Here is a 14,861-nt window from a genome sequence, read left to right on the forward strand (position 1 = left end):
GACGCTGCTGGCACTGACGCTGGGATTGGCGGCGTCGGCATGCACGAACGACAAGCGCCGCTCTGAAGCCACGGATGCAGCCGCTGCCCCCGGGCAACGGCCATCTCAGCCACAGAAATCGCAGGCACCAACACCGAAGGCGAGCGCTCTGTCCCCGCCAGTTATGCAAAGTACTACAGCGCACCACAGGTGCAGCCGCTGATCGCCGACCTTGAGTTCCTCTCCAAGGGCGGCGACGCGGATGCGAGCTTCATGCTGAGCCGGATCTACGATGACTGTGCTGTGATTCCTGATGCCGGATCGCTGGCACAGCTCGATATCCCGCAGGCCAGGAAGCGTGCCATCGAGCGCAGCGGTGCGTGGTTCAAGCGCCGTTGCGAGGGCATGTCCACCGACGTGGTTGCCGCCATCCGCAACGTCAAGCACTACCAGGCGCTGGCGGTGAAGCAGGGCAATCTTGCTGCGCAGATCGAAGCAGCCGCGCCTGGCCTTCATCGTGCCGACCAGAACCTTTCAATCGACGATCACAAGACGTTCGTCGAAGCGGTGCTGACCCAGCAGGATGGCGAGGCCTACATGGCGCTGGCGGCCATGATGGGAGAGGGCGCCTCCCTGCGCATCGAGCAGATGAAGCCGTACAGGGTGGGAACGGCCGTGGAAGAAGCCGCCTGGATGCTGGCGGGGTGCCGCAAGGGCGTGCCCTGCGACGCGCAGTCGCCGATGTTGAATCGCCTGTGCCGTTCGGGCATGTGCGGTTACGACTCGGTCGAGGCGCTGTACAGCAACGAAGTGCTGGCGCCGGAGCAGATGCAGCAGGCCCGCGAGCGGGCCGACGAGATCATTGCGCAATCAAGGACGATGAAATGAAGGGAAGGACCCTGCGGAAGGTGTTGCTGGTGGCGGTACTGGTTCCAGGCGTCGCCCTGGCATTGAAGGGCACCAAGATCATCAACGGCGGTGATGCGCTTTACCGCAATCTCAACAACGTCAAGAACGTCAATGTGTCGGAGATGGTCGAGATCCGGCAGGCGGGCATGTTCGAGATGATCGGCCAGCACCGGCTCGCGCACGGCCTGGGCTCGATCAAGGCCGGCGATACCGTCACCTTCATGTGGCCCGATGGGTCCATTGAAAAGGCGGTCATCAACGATCCGCGCTCAACCGTGGGTGCGGTCATCATTGCCGGCAGCCAGATGACCAAGAAGCAGGTCACGCTGCGCTGCGGTTCGTGCCATACGCAGTACCGGTAGACCGTTCAAACGGGCAATGAGAACGCCCGGGGACCCATGCTGAGCGTGGGTTTCCGGACGTCCGCACGGCAGCTTGCATTTTCATGGATACGCTCAGAACACCGTCAAGCTAGAATCTCCGAACCACAAGGGGGAGGTAGAGGATGCGTAACCCAATGCTGGCGCTCTGCGCGGCGGTTCTCGTTGCTTCAACCGTTTCAGCCTGCTCAACCGTTCCGGTCACCGATACCACGGCGAAGGCGGTCCCTGCCGACCGGATCTATGAAAACGCCTATCTGTCGCCCTCGCCGGAGCGCACGGCGACCATCTACGTCGCCCGCGACAAGGGATTTCTGGGATCAGGCTGCACCCACGACATCTCGCTGAACAACGTGAAGATCATCGCCCTGCGGCAGTCCGAAGCTGCGACCCTTTACGTTGCTCCAGGCTCGTACTTCCTGAAGCTGTCGACCGGTGGTGGGCTCTGCGCGAACATTTCCACTTCGCAGAACCTTACGCTTGCTGCCGGTGATCGACAGTCCTACCGTTCGACGACCCCGTCAGACGGGAACCTCCGGCTCACGCGGGAGCAGTGAGCGGGCAGGCGGAGCGCTGTAAAGTAAAAAAGCCCGGAAACCCTTATGACGCGGGGGTTTCCGGGCTTCTCCGGTCCTTGACGGACCGTTCGTTGGTGGAGGTGGGCGGAATTGAACCGCCGTCCGAAGGCACTCCATCCCCAGCACTACATGCTTAGCTCGCCGTTGGATCTCGTCCCCGAACAGCACGGCGCGCAAAGCGCATCCGGGAACCAGCCTGTTGTGTTCTAGTGCCGGACTGACAGGCAGCCGTCCAGCGCGATTCCATGATAGTGACTCTACACCGCGAGCATGGACACAAGCGGTTTCGAGGCTTAGGCCTTAAGCGGCCAGAGCGTAGTTGTCGTCGTTGGCAACTAGAGTTTTGCAGCTGGATTTACGAGGAAAGCTACCCCCTCGGCATGCGCCAGGCGACTTCACAACCCCCGTCGAAACCAATGCACCCCCGGTTTCTACAGTGCTGCAAGGTACAGGGCCGATTCCGTGTCGCCACGGGCAGGGCCTGCCCAACGCTGCGAATGTTACGGCAATCCTGCTGAACAGTCACGTGCGGGCGTCGAGTTTGGGCCTGGCAGGGCCGGTTTGCGGAGATGGGGCCAGCGCCACGCGCCTCCGCCCCTGCCGCTTGGCACGTTGTGGAAGCGTCAGTGGCGTGATCGAATCGGCCAACGCCCTTTGCCGCTGAACCCTTCCCATGCGCTTCAGCTCCCGCACTCTGCGATTCCGTGGCGCGCTTGCCGTGCTCGCCTGCCTGCTGGCGATGCCGTGGTGCGCGCTCCAGGCTGCCGAACGCCCTTACTCGGTGGAGGTCGGTTACAGCCCGGCGCTGGATCTGTTCAATCTGCTGGACAACCTGCCGGACTGGCTGCCCGGATACACCTCGTCGGTGTACCAGAAGGAGTGGCAGCACCGCTTCGGGCTGGATGACCAGGATCGGGCGCTGCTGGCCGGCTATGCAGCCTTCAGGCAGCGGACGTCGCCGCTCGCGCGCGATGAGGTGGAATCGGCTGCACCTGCTGACCGCTTGTTCGCGGGGACCGACACCCGCACCGGCGATCCCTATTCGCGCCATTTCCTGGCCGCTCGGACCTTCGATGCCGGCGTAGACGCGGCCCTTGCCGGGCTGGACGGGAACGACCAGCGGCTGCTGCGGCAGTACTACGTGCACTTCGCGCCGCGTGCGGCACAGCTGCTGGCGGCGCAGGCACCCTTCGCGGCGCAGCAGGCCGCGCTGGTCCGGCAACTGGCCGCGCCTGCGGTGGTGGACCTGGCCGAACAGATGAAGCTGTTCTTCCGCGTGGATGATTCGCCTGCCTTCCAGGTCCGCTTCGTGTGGTGGCCGGAGGCGCGGCGGACCCAGGCCAAGCTGCGCGGCGGCTACATCCTGCTGTTCTCGACCTTCGAGACCGAAGACGACTGGGCACCCATCGTGATGCACGAGTACAGCCACTACCTTTCGGCGGGACAGCCGCTGACGCAGCGGCGGGTGCTGGCCGACGCATTCGTTGTGGCGTGTCCGGCTGCGCTGGCGTTGCCCAATCCGCTCAATGCGCTGGAGGAGCCGTTGGCGATCTATTGGGGCCAGTACCGGTTCGAGCAGCAGGTACGGGGACAGGCGCTGCCAGTGGCGTCGGCCTGGTACGTGCAGCCGCACGCCGATCGCGCAGCCAAGGCGCTGGCCGCAGCCTTTCCCGCCACCGAACCCGCCCCGTCGCTGAAGGCCGGGCGCCTGTTGCAGGCAGCGGCGTCTGCCTGCGGCGCGAGCAAGGACGGGGCGCCCTGAGTGGCGGGTCCGGCATGGGTATCCACAGGCCGGATGGCTTTTGGCAATCCGCAACTCGTTGTAGAGCCACGGTCATAGCGGATTGCTAACCTCCCTGGCACGAATTTGCGACACACTGGCCATCACGATCCAGGCCAGGACAGACACGGAGAGTGTGGGTGATCGAGGCAAGCCAACAACGCAGCCTGCGACAGCTGGTCGGCCCGGTCGGCGCTGACTACCAGCGGCGGGCGCTGCCCCCGGCTGGGTGTGGGCCGTGCTGGGCGTGCTGCTGGCGGCCACCGCGTTGACCGAATTGCCGGCAACGGCAGCGGCGGCCCTGGTGGCCAGCGCGGTGGTGGTGCATTGGCCGCAGCGTGGCCGCACGCACTGGCTGGGCTGGCGCCTGCCGGCACTGGCGGTGATGGCGGCACTGTTATGGGGGCCGGAGGTGCTGGCGCAGTGGTTCGAACACGGGCTGGCCGTGGTCCTGATGTCGTTGGCCAGCCTCAGCATCGGCGTGCACGTGCTGCAATCGCGCCAGTTGGCGCGGCAGCTGCAGGGCGCTGCCGATGCGCTGGATGACGCCCAGTTGCTGGCGCTGTTGCCGGCCGACGCAGCGCACCTGGCACAGCAGTGGCGGTCCGGCGATGACCGCCATGCGCCGGAGCTGGCGGTGGTCATGCATCTGGCGGTGATGCACGCCGCGCTGGCGCCGCGCCTGCGCGGGCAGGGCATGCTGGCGGGGTGACCGGCTTTTTGTAGAGTCGAGCTTGCTCGACTGCTTCTTGCCGAAGCCGAGCATGGCTCGGCTCTACAGAAAGCCAAGGCAGCCGAGCATGGCTCGGCTCTACAGAAAGCCAGGGCAGCCGAGCATGGCTCGGCTCTACAGAAAGCCAAGGCAGCCGAGCATGGCTCGGCTCTACAGAAAGCCAGGGCAGCCGAGCGTGGCTCGGCTCTACAGAAAGCCAGGGCAGCCGAGCGTGGCTCGGCTCCACAGAAAGCCAAGGCAGTCGAGCAAGCTCGACTCTACCGGGGTGATGCGCAGCTGCTTACGCGTCGCGGTTGCCGCGACGCATCACGCGCTGCTTCTCGATCGCCCAGTCGCGGTCCTTGGCGGCATCGCGCTTGTCGTGGTTCTGCTTGCCCTTGGCCAGCGCGATCTCGAGCTTGATCTTGTTCTTGCTCCAGTACATCGCGGTGGGCACGATCGTGTAGCCATCGCGCTCGACCTTGCCGATCAGCTTGTCGATCTCGTTCCGGTGCAGCAGCAGCTTGCGCTCGCGGCGGTCTTCGGCCACCACGTGGGTGGAGGCCTGGATCAACGGGGTGATCTGGGCGCCGATCAGGTAGATCTCGCCGCGCTTCACGTAGGCGTAGGCGTCGATGATGTTGCCGCGGCCGGCACGGATCGATTTCACCTCCCAGCCCTGCAGGGCCAGGCCGGCTTCGAAGCGCTCTTCGATGTGGTATTCGTGGCGGGCACGCTTGTTCAGCGCGATGGTCTTGGTGGCCGTCGCGTTCTTTGCTTTATCCTTGCCGCTGTTCTTGCTCATTTCCGTATTGTCTCCGATTCGGGCCCGCCCGGTCGATTGCCGAAACGTCCTGTATTCATGCCTACTATCCGCCGCAGCGCCCTGGTCGAACATTCGGCCGCGCGCATGTTCGACCTGGTCAACGACGTCCAGGCCTATCCTCACCGCTTCCGCTGGTGCTCGGCTGCCCAGATCCTGGAGCAGGGCGAGGACCGGCTGGTGGCGCGCCTGGACCTGGGCCTGGGCTCGTTCAGTACCTGGTTCCAGACCGAAAACACCCTGCAGCGCCCGCACAGCATCGACATGCAGCTGCGCGATGGCCCGTTCAAGCAGCTGCACGGCCGCTGGGAATTCCATGCCCTGGCCGAAGATGCCTGCAAGGTCACCCTGACCCTGGAGTTCGAACCCAGCTCACGGCTGCTGGGGCCGGCGCTGGCGATCGGTTTCCAGGGGCTGGCCGATCGCATGGTCAACGATTTCGTCCGCGTCGCCGACGAAGGCTGAGCGATGATCGAGGTCGAGGTGGTGCTGGCGTGGCCAAAGCAGGTGCTGTCGCGCCGTCTGCAGCTGGATGAGGGCGCGACCGTGGCCGATGCCATCGCGGCGGCTGGCCTGGAAGGCAGTGCCGATTGCCCGGCGGTGGCCGTACATGGCGTGTTGGCACGCCCGCAGCAGCCGCTGCTGGATGGCGATCGCATCGAGCTGCTGCGCCCGTTGCTGGCCGATCCCAAGGACAACCGCCGGCGTCGCGCGCTCGGCGGTTGATTGCCGCACCCCGTCCTTGCCGACGGGCAGGGGCCTCAGCGGCCCTTCTTCTTCTTGTCCTTCGGCAGGTTGCGGCCGAACTGGCGCACGGTCTGCCCGGCCAGGGCCTTGTCGTTGCCCGGGAAGTAGTCGCCTTCCCAGCGGGTGACGCTGTCGTTCTCGAAGAACACCACGAAGTTCTTCACTTCGGTACGGCCCAGGCGGTTCACGCGCTGGCTGGCGGTGTAGTCCCAGCGCTGGGCGTGGAACGGATCGGGAATGGACGGGGTGCCGAGCAGCGCGGTGACCTGCTGCTTGCTCTGCCCGACCTGCAGCTTGGCCACGGCATCTTCCCGGATCAGGTTGCCCTGATAGATGGGTTGCTTGTAGATGATGCCGCACCCGGTGGTGGACAGGGCGACGGCGGCGACCAGCAGAAGATTGCGCATCGGGAATGGCGGTTGGGGAAATCGAACCGATGATACACTCCCGGCGTGCCACCGCGACCCAATCCGAGGCAGCTGGCGCTAAATCGCCAATGAACGGAGACCTATGGAAACCCACGACCTGCGCAAAGTCGGCCTGAAGGTGACCCATCCGCGGATGCGGATCCTGGCGCTGCTCGAGCAGCGCAATGCCCAGCACCACATGACCGCTGAAGACATCTACCGCCAGCTGCTGGAGCACGGCGACGAGATCGGGCTGGCGACGGTCTACCGCGTGCTGACCCAGTTCGAGGCCGCCGGCCTCGTGCTCAAGCACAATTTCGAGGGCGGCCAGGCCGTCTACGAGCTGGACCGCGGCGGCCACCACGACCACATGGTCGATGTGGACAGCGGCAAGATCATCGAGTTCGAAAGCCACGAGATCGAGGAGCTGCAGCGCAAGATCGCCGCAGATCACGGCTACGAGCTGGAGGAACACTCGCTGGTGCTGTACGTGCGCAAGAAGCGCAAGTAAGCCGTTCCGGCCTGCCAGATGCGACGGAACCCCGGGCTTGCCCGGGGTTTTTGTTGGTGGGGTCAGAGCCCTTTTTCCAAGGAAAAGGGCTCTGACCCCTGACTTCCAAGCAGGGCGCCCAGATCCACCGCCTCGGCCATCGCCCGGTTGCCGGCATCGCCTGGGTGCAGGTGGTCGCCGGAGTCATAGGCGGCGGCCATCCGCGACGGATCGGCCGGGTCGCGCAGGGCAGCGTCGAGGTCGATCACCCCATCGAACGGGCTGCTCGCGCGCAGCCACGCATTGAGCTGCCGGCGCAGCGCGTCCTTGTCCGGGTGGTAGTAGTCGTCCAGCGGCGTGCCGGGCAGGGCGCCGGCGAACGGTGGCAGGGTCGCCCCAGAATGCGCAGGCCCCGCCGATGTGCCTGCGCGGCCAGGGCGCGGTAGCCGGCCTGCAGCTGCGCCAGCGTGGGCCGGGCCTGCCGCCGGGCGAAGGCGGTGCCGGGCCAGCTGATGTCGTTGATGCCGATCAGTACGATCACGCTGGCCACACCGGGCTGATCCAGCACATCGCGCTGGAAGCGGGCCCGTGCGGATTCCGCCATGCCGTCGCTCAGCAGGCGGCCGCCGGAGATTCCGGCGTTGACCACCGCCACGCCACGCGGCGCCAGCCGTGCGGCCAGGTGGTCGGTCCAGCGCTGGTCCTGGTCCAGGCTGGCGGTCGCACCGTCGGTGATCGAATCGCCGATGACCACGACGCTGCGCGCGCTGGCCGGTGCTTCGACCTCGATTCCGCTCAGGAACAGCCGGGCCGTGGTGGCGGTGGCATCGCTCAGGTCGCGTGCCCGGCTCTGGTCGCCGGGGGCGAGCCAGCTGGTCTGGCGGCCGTCCCAGTGGAAGGTCCGAACCGCTGTCGGCCCGGGCACAAAGACGCTCACCTGCAATGCCTGGTGGTTGTCCGTGACCAGTGCCAGCGGGTCGCTCATCCGTTCCTGGCCGGGGCCGATCAACGCCCCGGGCTGGCCGTCGAAACTGAGCGCCTGCGGTGTGGCGCCTGCCTGTGCGGCCACGCTGGCGCCACCGATTCGCAGCGGCTGCGTGCCATAGGCATTGCTCAGCCGGATGCGCAGGCGCGTGCCGCCCAGGCTGATGCGCGCGGTCTGGCGGAAGGTCTGGTCCTGCAGTGTCTCCGGCACCAGGGTCGGGAACAGGAAATCGGCGTCCCACACTGGTTGCGGGCTGGCCTGCCAGCTGGCGACCCAGTGTGGGGCGGGGGCGGCGCTGGTGGCGCCGGACAGGGCGAGCAGGGTGGTGGCAGTGAGCTGGAGGAGACGGTTCATCGGGCGATCCCGGGTGGAATGGCGGCATGGTGCTTCCAGGCTCATCTGTGAACTAGACTGCGCATGGATAATCATCTGTGAATTGAGTTCATCGACATGGCACGCTCCGACATCAACCGATCCGGCGAACTGGAAGTGTTCGTGCGGGTGATCGAGACCGGTGGCTTCTCCGCCGCCGCCCGAACGCTGGACATGACCCCGTCGGCGGTGAGCAAGCTGGTGGCGCGGTTGGAGCAGCGGCTGGGCACGCGCCTGCTGCAGCGGTCCACCCGACAATTGCAGCTGACCCCGGAAGGCTGCGCGTTCTACGAGCGCGGCCTGCGCGTGCTGGCCGATCTGGATGAGGCCGAGCGCTGCGCCAGCGCCCATGCCGAGCCGCGTGGGCGGCTGCGGGTCAATTCCAATGTGCCGTTTGGCCAGCATTTCCTGCTGCCGCTACTGCCGCGCTTCCTTGAGGGCAACCCGCAGGTGGGCGTGGACCTGACCTTGAACGACGAGGTGATCGACCTGCTGGAGCAGCGCACCGACGTGGCGGTGCGGGCCGGTCCGCTGAAGAGCTCCAGCCTGGTGGCGCGGCGGCTTGGGGCGACGCGGATGATGATCGTGGCCGCGCCGGCCTACGTGCAGCGCCACGGCCTGCCGGGCGACGTCGAGGCGCTGCAGTCGCACAACCGGCTGGATATTGGCCACGCGCGGGCGATGCAGGGCTGGCCGCTGCTGCAGGACGGTCGCGAACGGATGCTGCTGCCCAGCGGCAACGCCCGTGCCAGCAATGGCGATGCGCTGCGCCAGCTGGTGCTGGGCGGGCTGGGGCTGGCACGGCTGGCGGCGTTCCAGGTGCAGGCTGATATCGCCGCCGGGCGCCTGCTGCCGGTGCTGGAAGCGGCCAACCCGGGTGACCTGGAAGAGGTGCACGCGGTGTTCCTGGGGCAGGGCGGCTACCTGCCGCTGCGGGTGCGCGCGTTCCTGGATTTCCTGGTGGAGCACGTCGACCTGGCGCGGCCGTTGGGCTGAAACTGCTTTTGTAGAGTCGAGCCATGCTCGACTGCTTCTGGTTCCCGCCCAAGAGCAGTCGGGCATGGCTCGACTCTACATGTCGGTTTCATTCGGCATGTTCCTGTAGAGCCGAGCCTATGCTCGGCCGGCGCTACACCTGCAGCAGCTTGCGCGCAGCGGCGCGCGCTTCCTTGCTCACTTCCACGCCGCCGAGCATGCGCGCCAGCTCTTCTTCGCGGGCCTTGCTGTCCAGCTTTTCCACCGCGCTCTGGGTCATGCCTTCCACCGGCGCCTTGCTGACCCGGTAATGGGCATGGCCCTTGGAGGCGACCTGCGGCAGGTGGGTCACGCACAGCACCTGGCGCTTCTCGCCCAGTGCGCGCAGCTTCTGGCCGACGATGTCGGCCACCGCGCCACCGATGCCCGAATCCACTTCGTCGAACACCATGGTCGGCACCGCGTCCAGGTCCAGCGCAGCCACTTCGATGGCCAGCGATATGCGCGACAGTTCGCCGCCCGAGGCGACCTTGCGCAGGGCGCGCGGTGGCTGGCCGGCGTTGGCCGCCACCAGGAACTCCACGCGCTCCGCACCCTGTGGATCGGGCTTGCCGGAATCCTGCGGCTCCAGTTCGATCAGGAACTGGCCACCGCCCATGCCCAGCTCGGCGATGATGCCGGTGGTCGTGGCCGACAGCTCGGCGGCGGCGGCGCGGCGGCTGGCGGTCAGCACCTCGGCCTGCACGCGCCAAGCGGCCGCGGCCTTGTCGATCTCGCCGGCCAGGCGCTGCAGGCGCTCATCGGCGCCACGCAGCTGCTCCACTTCGGCGTGCATGCGCTCGCGCTGCGCGCCCAGTTCGTCCATCGGCACGCGGTGCTTGCGGGCCAGGTCGTGCAGGCGACCGAGGCGGCGCTCGTTCTCCTCGAACTGCTCCGGGTCGGCGTCGAGGTCGTCGTGCACCCGGTCCAGCAGCGACAGGGCTTCGTGCAGCTGGATCGAGGCGTTCTCGATCAGGCCGTCCACCTCGCCCAGGCGCGGGTCGTGTTCGATCAGCCGCGACAGCTCGTGGCGCACTTGCTGCAGCAGGTCCAGCGCGGAGCTGCCGTCGTCGCCGTTGAGCTGGTTGCTGGCCGCCTGGCAGGCGCTCAGCAGGGCGCTGGCATGGGCCTGGCGGCGATGGCTGGCGCCCAGCGCGACGATCGACTCCGGTTCCAGGTCCTCGCGGTCCAGCTCACGCAGCTGATGCTCCAGGAAGCCGATCCGGTCACTGACGTCGCCCTGTTGCGACAGCGCCAGCGATTCGTCGACCAGCGCCTGCCAGGCCGCGGCGGCACGGCGTACCTGACGGCGCTCCGCCTCGTTGCCGGCATAGGCGTCGAGCAGGGCCAGCTGCGACGGACGGGTCAGCAGCGCCTGTTGCTCATGCTGGCCGTGGATTTCCACCAGCAACCCGGCCAGGTCGGCCAGCTGCGCGAGGGTGACCGGACGGCCGTTGATCCAGGACCGCGAGCCGCCGTCGGCGCGGATCACCCGGCGCAGCTGGCATTGCTCCTCATCGTCCAGCTCGTTGTCGGCCAACCACTGGCGCGCGCCCTGCAGCTGGTCCAGCGCGAACTCGGCCGAGAGCTCGGCACGGGCCGCGCCGTGGCGGACCACGCCGCTGTCGGCGCGCAGCCCGGACAGGAAGCCCAGCGCGTCGACCATCAACGACTTGCCGGCGCCGGTCTCGCCTGAAACGACGGTCATGCCGGGCCCGAACTCCAGTTCGGTGGCGCGGACGACGGCGAAATCCTTGATCGAAAGATGTCTGAGCATGGGTAAGGGGGTGTCTGCAGCCGCGCAACGCTAGCACGCGGGCGAGGGAGGTCCAATGACTTGCCAAGGTGATGCGCCGCCATTATCTAGTGTCCGTGTCTCACAGGTTGATTCCATGCACGGTTCTCCCGACCAGCTTGCCCCGCGTGCGCGCCATCTGCTGCGCACGCTGATCGCGCGTTACATCCAGGACGGTGAGCCGGTCGGCTCGCAGACGCTGGCGCGCGTGGCCGGCCTGGAGGTCAGCCCGGCCACCATCCGCAACATCCTCGGCGACCTGGAGGACCTGGGCCTGCTGGCGTCGCCGCATACCTCGGCCGGGCGCATCCCGACCGCGCATGGCTACCGGGTGTTCGTCGACAGCCTGCTGCAGATGCAGCCGCCGGGCGAGGGCGAACTGGCCCGGTTGCGCCAGGAGCTGGCCGGCGGCGGCAGCACCCAGGCCCTGCTCGGCAGCGCCTCGGAGCTGCTGTCGGCGATGAGCCACTTCGTTGGCGTGGTCAGTGCGCCGCGGCGCGAGCAGTTTGCCTTCCGCCAGATCGATTTCGTGGCGCTGGACGGGCGCCGGGTGCTGGCGATCCTGGTGTTCGCCGACAACGAGGTGCAGAACCGGGTCATCGAGACCCGCCAGGAGTTCGCGCCGGGCCAGCTGGAGCAGGTCGCCAACTACCTCAATGCCCATTTCGCCGGCTTGCCAATGGCCGAGATCCGCACCCGCCTGCTGCTGGAGCTGCGCGATGCCCGTTCCGAGCTGGAACAGCTGCTGGCGCACAGCATCGAGCTGGCCGAGCAGGCCCTGCAGCCGCCGGCAGACGACATGCTGGTGGCCGGCCAGACCCGCCTGATGGGGGTGCAGGACCTGTCCGACCTGGAGCGCCTGCGCGAGCTGTTCGAACTGTTCTCCAGCAAGCGCGAGATCCTGCAGCTGCTGGAGAGGACCATCCAGGCGCCGGGTGTGCGCATCTTCATCGGCGAGGAGACCGGGATGATGCCGCTGCAGGGGGTCTCGCTGGTCACCGCGCCGTACACCGCCAACGGCCAGGTGCTGGGTGTGCTGGGGGTGATCGGCCCGAAGCGGATGGCCTACGACCGCATGATCCCGCTGGTCCAGGCCACCGCCGATGTGCTCGGCGCGGCCTTTTCGCCGGCCGGCCGCACGCCGGGAACATCCGACGCTTGAAACGCAGCATCCCGCCCACACTAGGGTGGGTGGAGGCGGAGATTGACCGCCAGGGACCCAGACATGAACCACGAACATCCAGATATCGAATCCCAGCAGAGTGCCGCCGATGCGGCCGCCGCCGCCGGCGTCAATGACGAAGTGGAGCGCCTGCGCGCCGAAGTCGAGCAGATCAAGGCCGATGCGCTGCGTGAGCGCGCCGACCTGGAGAACCAGCGCAAGCGCGTGGCCCGTGACATCGAGCAGGCCCGCAAGTTTGCCAACGAGAAGCTGCTGGGCGAGCTGCTGCCGGTGTTCGACAGCCTGGATGCCGGCCTGAAGGCCGCCGGTGATGACCCGCACCCGCTACGCGAGGGCCTGGAGCTGACCTACAAGCAGCTGCTGAAGGTCGCCGCCGACAATGGGCTGGTCCTGCTCGACCCGACCGGCCAGCCGTTCAACCCGGAACACCACCAGGCGATCAGCCAGGTGCCGACCCCGGGTGCGGCTCCGGGCACCGTGGTGACCGTGTTCCAGAAGGGCTACCTGCTCAACGAGCGCCTGCTGCGGCCGGCGCTGGTGGTGGTGGCCGCCGACTGACCCCGCCGGGCCGGGCGGCGGGAAGGACCCGCGACCCGGCCCGACGCTGAACGCGCCGGGCGACCGGAAACACAGCGTTCGGGAGATGGCTTGAATGTTCCACGAGCCTCCCCCACATCGTATTCATCCACCGGCCGAACGGCCGGACTGACCCCAACAAGCATCCTCAGGAGTCTCCCCCATGGGCAAGATCATTGGTATCGACCTCGGCACCACCAACTCGTGCGTGGCGATCATGGACGGCGGCAAGGCCCGCGTCATCGAGAATTCGGAAGGCGATCGCACCACCCCGTCGATCGTCGCCTACACCAAGGACGGCGAAGTCCTGGTCGGCGCCTCGGCCAAGCGCCAGGCCGTGACCAACCCGAAGAACACCTTCTACGCGGTGAAGCGCCTGATCGGCCGCAAGTTCACCGACGCCGAAGTGCAGAAGGACATCGCGCACGTCCCGTACAGCATCCTGGCCCATGACAATGGCGACGCCTGGGTGGCCACCAGCGACGGCAAGAAGATGGCGCCGCAGGAAATCTCGGCCAAGGTGCTGGAGAAGATGAAGAAGACCGCCGAGGACTTCCTCGGTGAGAAGGTCACCGAAGCGGTCATCACCGTGCCGGCCTACTTCAACGACAGCCAGCGCCAGGCCACCAAGGACGCCGGCCGCATCGCCGGCCTGGACGTCAAGCGCATCATCAACGAGCCGACCGCGGCCGCGCTGGCCTATGGCCTGGACAAGGGTGACAACAAGGATCGCAAGATCGTGGTGTACGACCTGGGCGGCGGCACCTTCGACGTCTCGGTGATCGAGATCGCCAACGTCGATGGTGAAAAGCAGTTCGAAGTGCTGGCCACCAACGGCGACACCTTCCTGGGCGGCGAAGACTTCGACAACCGCGTCATCGAGTACCTGGTTGAAGAGTTCAACAAGGACCAGGGCATCGACCTGCGCAAGGATCCGCTGGCCCTGCAGCGCCTGAAGGACGCCGCCGAGCGCGCCAAGATCGAGCTGTCCAGCGCCCAGCAGACCGAAGTGAACCTGCCGTACGTCACGGCCGACGCCTCGGGTCCGAAGCACCTGAACATCAAGCTGACCCGCGCCAAGCTGGAAGCGCTGGTGGAAGACCTGATCAAGAAGTCGATCGAGCCGTGCCGCGTGGCCCTGAACGATGCCGGCCTGCGTTCGAGCGACATCAGCGAAGTGATCCTGGTCGGTGGCCAGACCCGCATGCCGAAGGTGCAGCAGGCGGTGACCGAGTTCTTCGGCAAGGAACCGCGCAAGGACGTCAACCCGGACGAAGCCGTGGCACTGGGTGCGGCGATCCAGGGCGGCGTGCTGGGCGGCGACGTGAAGGACGTGCTGCTGCTGGACGTGACCCCGCTGTCGCTGGGCATCGAAACCATGGGCGGCGTGTTCACCAAGATCATCGAAAAGAACACCACCATTCCGACCAAGGCTTCGCAGGTGTTCTCCACCGCCGAAGACAACCAGTCGGCCGTGACCGTGCACGTGCTGCAGGGTGAGCGCGAGCAGGCCCGCTTCAACAAGTCGCTGGCCAAGTTCGACCTGTCCGGCATCGAGCCGGCCCCGCGCGGCCTGCCGCAGGTGGAAGTGTCCTTCGACATCGACGCCAACGGCATCCTGCACGTGTCGGCCAAGGACAAGAAGACCAACAAGGAACAGAAGGTCGAGATCAAGGCCGGTTCGGGTCTGTCCGAGGAAGAAATCGCGCGCATGGTGGCGGACGCCGAAGCCAACCGCGAAGAAGACAAGAAGTTCCAGGAGCTGGTGCAGGCCCGCAACCAGGCCGACGCTCTGATCCACGGCACCCGCAGCGCCATCACCGAGCACGGCAGCAAGGTCGGCGGCGACGTCATCGGCAAGGTCGAAGCGGCCCTGGCCGATCTGGAAACCGCGATGAAGGGTGACGACAAGGCACAGATCGAAGCCAAGTCGAAGGTGCTGGAAGAAGCCGGCCAGTCGCTGTTCGCTGCCGCCTCGGCCGACCAGGGCGGTGCCCCGGGTGCCGACGCCGGCAACGCTGGCAAGGGCAACGACGACGTGGTGGATGCCGAGTTCACCGAAGTCAAGGACGACAAGAAGTCCTGATCCGGACCGACGCGGGACGCTGCCTGGCAGCGTCCCGTTGTCGCA

General features: G+C 66.9%; 14 protein-coding genes, 1 other RNA gene and 2 pseudogenes. 12 read left to right on the forward strand and 5 right to left on the reverse strand.

The features are described from left to right. Positions 1-189 precede the first annotated feature (189 nt). From N4G47_RS06860 to N4G47_RS06870, 3 genes are all read left to right on the forward strand, one after another. Complete coding sequence (locus N4G47_RS06860) at positions 190-867, forward strand: hypothetical protein (protein ID WP_475286039.1); 678 nt, start codon at positions 190-192, stop codon at positions 865-867. Beyond that, positions 864-1,250 (forward strand): hypothetical protein, encoded by a 387-nt coding sequence (locus tag N4G47_RS06865; protein WP_475286041.1) that lies wholly within the window; start codon positions 864-866, stop codon positions 1,248-1,250. The genes N4G47_RS06860 and N4G47_RS06865 overlap by 4 nt, the downstream gene beginning before the upstream one ends. A gap of 155 nt (positions 1,251-1,405) precedes the next feature. Beyond that, entirely contained in the window at positions 1,406-1,825 is a 420-nt protein-coding gene (locus N4G47_RS06870; protein ID WP_475286043.1) for a hypothetical protein, read from the forward strand. A gap of 93 nt (positions 1,826-1,918) precedes the next feature. On the opposite strand, the gene ssrA is transcribed toward N4G47_RS06870, so the two are convergent. Further along, positions 1,919-2,272: a transfer-messenger RNA gene (gene ssrA, locus N4G47_RS06875) on the reverse strand. 247 nt (positions 2,273-2,519) lie between these two features. On the opposite strand from ssrA, the gene N4G47_RS06880 reads away from it, so the two are divergent. Together N4G47_RS06880 and N4G47_RS06885 are read left to right on the forward strand one after the other, a co-directional pair. After that, positions 2,520-3,608, forward strand: coding sequence for a hypothetical protein (locus N4G47_RS06880; RefSeq protein WP_475286045.1), 1,089 nt, complete (start codon positions 2,520-2,522; stop codon positions 3,606-3,608). Between the two features lie 158 nt (positions 3,609-3,766). Then, positions 3,767-4,338 (forward strand): annotated as a pseudogene (locus N4G47_RS06885) (hypothetical protein). Positions 4,339-4,639: 301 nt separating this feature from the next. Here the strand turns inward: N4G47_RS06885 and smpB are convergent. Next, positions 4,640-5,143, reverse strand: a complete 504-nt coding sequence (smpB, locus tag N4G47_RS06890; RefSeq protein ID WP_057496832.1) for an SsrA-binding protein SmpB — start codon at positions 5,141-5,143, stop codon at positions 4,640-4,642. 57 nt (positions 5,144-5,200) lie between these two features. Between smpB and N4G47_RS06895 the strand changes: the two genes are divergently transcribed. Continuing rightward, complete coding sequence (locus N4G47_RS06895) at positions 5,201-5,626, forward strand: type II toxin-antitoxin system RatA family toxin (protein WP_107232724.1); 426 nt, start codon at positions 5,201-5,203, stop codon at positions 5,624-5,626. Between the two features lie 3 nt (positions 5,627-5,629). Further along, positions 5,630-5,887 carry an RnfH family protein gene (locus N4G47_RS06900; RefSeq protein ID WP_475286047.1) on the forward strand — a complete coding sequence of 86 codons (258 nt, stop codon included), beginning with the start codon at positions 5,630-5,632 and terminating at the stop codon, positions 5,885-5,887. A gap of 35 nt (positions 5,888-5,922) precedes the next feature. Here N4G47_RS06900 and N4G47_RS06905 read toward each other — a convergent pair whose 3' ends face one another. Beyond that, positions 5,923-6,315 (reverse strand): outer membrane protein assembly factor BamE, encoded by a 393-nt coding sequence (locus tag N4G47_RS06905; RefSeq protein ID WP_249844305.1) that lies wholly within the window; start codon positions 6,313-6,315, stop codon positions 5,923-5,925. 103 nt (positions 6,316-6,418) lie between these two features. Here N4G47_RS06905 and fur point away from each other — a divergent pair, with 103 nt between their 5' ends. Further along, a complete protein-coding gene (gene fur / locus N4G47_RS06910) occupies positions 6,419-6,826 on the forward strand; it encodes a ferric iron uptake transcriptional regulator (RefSeq protein ID WP_005409235.1) in 408 nt (135 codons plus the stop codon). Between the two features lie 62 nt (positions 6,827-6,888). Here fur and N4G47_RS06915 read toward each other — a convergent pair. Further along, positions 6,889-8,144, reverse strand: a pseudogene (locus tag N4G47_RS06915) (SGNH/GDSL hydrolase family protein). Positions 8,145-8,240: 96 nt separating this feature from the next. Here N4G47_RS06915 and N4G47_RS06920 point away from each other — a divergent pair. After that, the gene (locus tag N4G47_RS06920) at positions 8,241-9,158 is read left to right on the forward strand and encodes a LysR family transcriptional regulator (protein WP_475286050.1); all 918 of its coding nucleotides are present in this window, start codon (positions 8,241-8,243) and stop codon (positions 9,156-9,158) included. A gap of 133 nt (positions 9,159-9,291) precedes the next feature. Here N4G47_RS06920 and recN read toward each other — a convergent pair whose 3' ends face one another. Next, the gene (gene recN / locus N4G47_RS06925; protein WP_475286052.1) at positions 9,292-10,953 is read right to left on the reverse strand and encodes a DNA repair protein RecN; all 1,662 of its coding nucleotides are present in this window, start codon (positions 10,951-10,953) and stop codon (positions 9,292-9,294) included. 115 nt (positions 10,954-11,068) lie between these two features. On the opposite strand from recN, the gene hrcA reads away from it, so the two are divergent. From hrcA to dnaK, 3 genes are all read left to right on the forward strand, one after another. Next, positions 11,069-12,133 (forward strand): heat-inducible transcriptional repressor HrcA, encoded by a 1,065-nt coding sequence (gene hrcA / locus N4G47_RS06930; protein ID WP_197583831.1) that lies wholly within the window; start codon positions 11,069-11,071, stop codon positions 12,131-12,133. Positions 12,134-12,196: 63 nt separating this feature from the next. Continuing rightward, positions 12,197-12,712 (forward strand): nucleotide exchange factor GrpE, encoded by a 516-nt coding sequence (grpE, locus tag N4G47_RS06935; RefSeq protein ID WP_008267012.1) that lies wholly within the window; start codon positions 12,197-12,199, stop codon positions 12,710-12,712. Between the two features lie 181 nt (positions 12,713-12,893). After that, on the forward strand, positions 12,894-14,816 hold the full coding sequence (dnaK, locus tag N4G47_RS06940; protein WP_107232718.1) for a molecular chaperone DnaK: 1,923 nt from the start codon (positions 12,894-12,896) through the stop codon (positions 14,814-14,816). Positions 14,817-14,861 lie beyond the last annotated feature (45 nt).

Source organism: Stenotrophomonas sp. GSD10 (assembly GCF_056172695.1).

Excerpts from the sequence above, each read along its gene's own strand:
- N4G47_RS06920 (WP_475286050.1), top strand. The coding sequence starts at position 8,241 with ATGGCACGCTCCGACATCAACCGATCCGGCGAACTGGAAGTGTTCGTG.
- N4G47_RS06900 (WP_475286047.1), top strand. The coding sequence starts at position 5,630 with ATGATCGAGGTCGAGGTGGTGCTGGCGTGGCCAAAGCAGGTGCTGTCG.
- dnaK (WP_107232718.1), top strand. The coding sequence starts at position 12,894 with ATGGGCAAGATCATTGGTATCGACCTCGGCACCACCAACTCGTGCGTG.
- N4G47_RS06870 (WP_475286043.1), top strand. The coding sequence starts at position 1,406 with ATGCTGGCGCTCTGCGCGGCGGTTCTCGTTGCTTCAACCGTTTCAGCC.
- hrcA (WP_197583831.1), top strand. The coding sequence starts at position 11,069 with ATGCACGGTTCTCCCGACCAGCTTGCCCCGCGTGCGCGCCATCTGCTG.
- N4G47_RS06865 (WP_475286041.1), top strand. The coding sequence starts at position 864 with ATGAAGGGAAGGACCCTGCGGAAGGTGTTGCTGGTGGCGGTACTGGTT.
- N4G47_RS06895 (WP_107232724.1), top strand. The coding sequence starts at position 5,201 with ATGCCTACTATCCGCCGCAGCGCCCTGGTCGAACATTCGGCCGCGCGC.
- smpB (WP_057496832.1), bottom strand. The coding sequence starts at position 5,143 with ATGAGCAAGAACAGCGGCAAGGATAAAGCAAAGAACGCGACGGCCACC.
- N4G47_RS06880 (WP_475286045.1), top strand. The coding sequence starts at position 2,520 with ATGCGCTTCAGCTCCCGCACTCTGCGATTCCGTGGCGCGCTTGCCGTG.
- grpE (WP_008267012.1), top strand. The coding sequence starts at position 12,197 with ATGAACCACGAACATCCAGATATCGAATCCCAGCAGAGTGCCGCCGAT.
- fur (WP_005409235.1), top strand. The coding sequence starts at position 6,419 with ATGGAAACCCACGACCTGCGCAAAGTCGGCCTGAAGGTGACCCATCCG.
- recN (WP_475286052.1), bottom strand. The coding sequence starts at position 10,953 with ATGCTCAGACATCTTTCGATCAAGGATTTCGCCGTCGTCCGCGCCACC.
- N4G47_RS06905 (WP_249844305.1), bottom strand. The coding sequence starts at position 6,315 with ATGCGCAATCTTCTGCTGGTCGCCGCCGTCGCCCTGTCCACCACCGGG.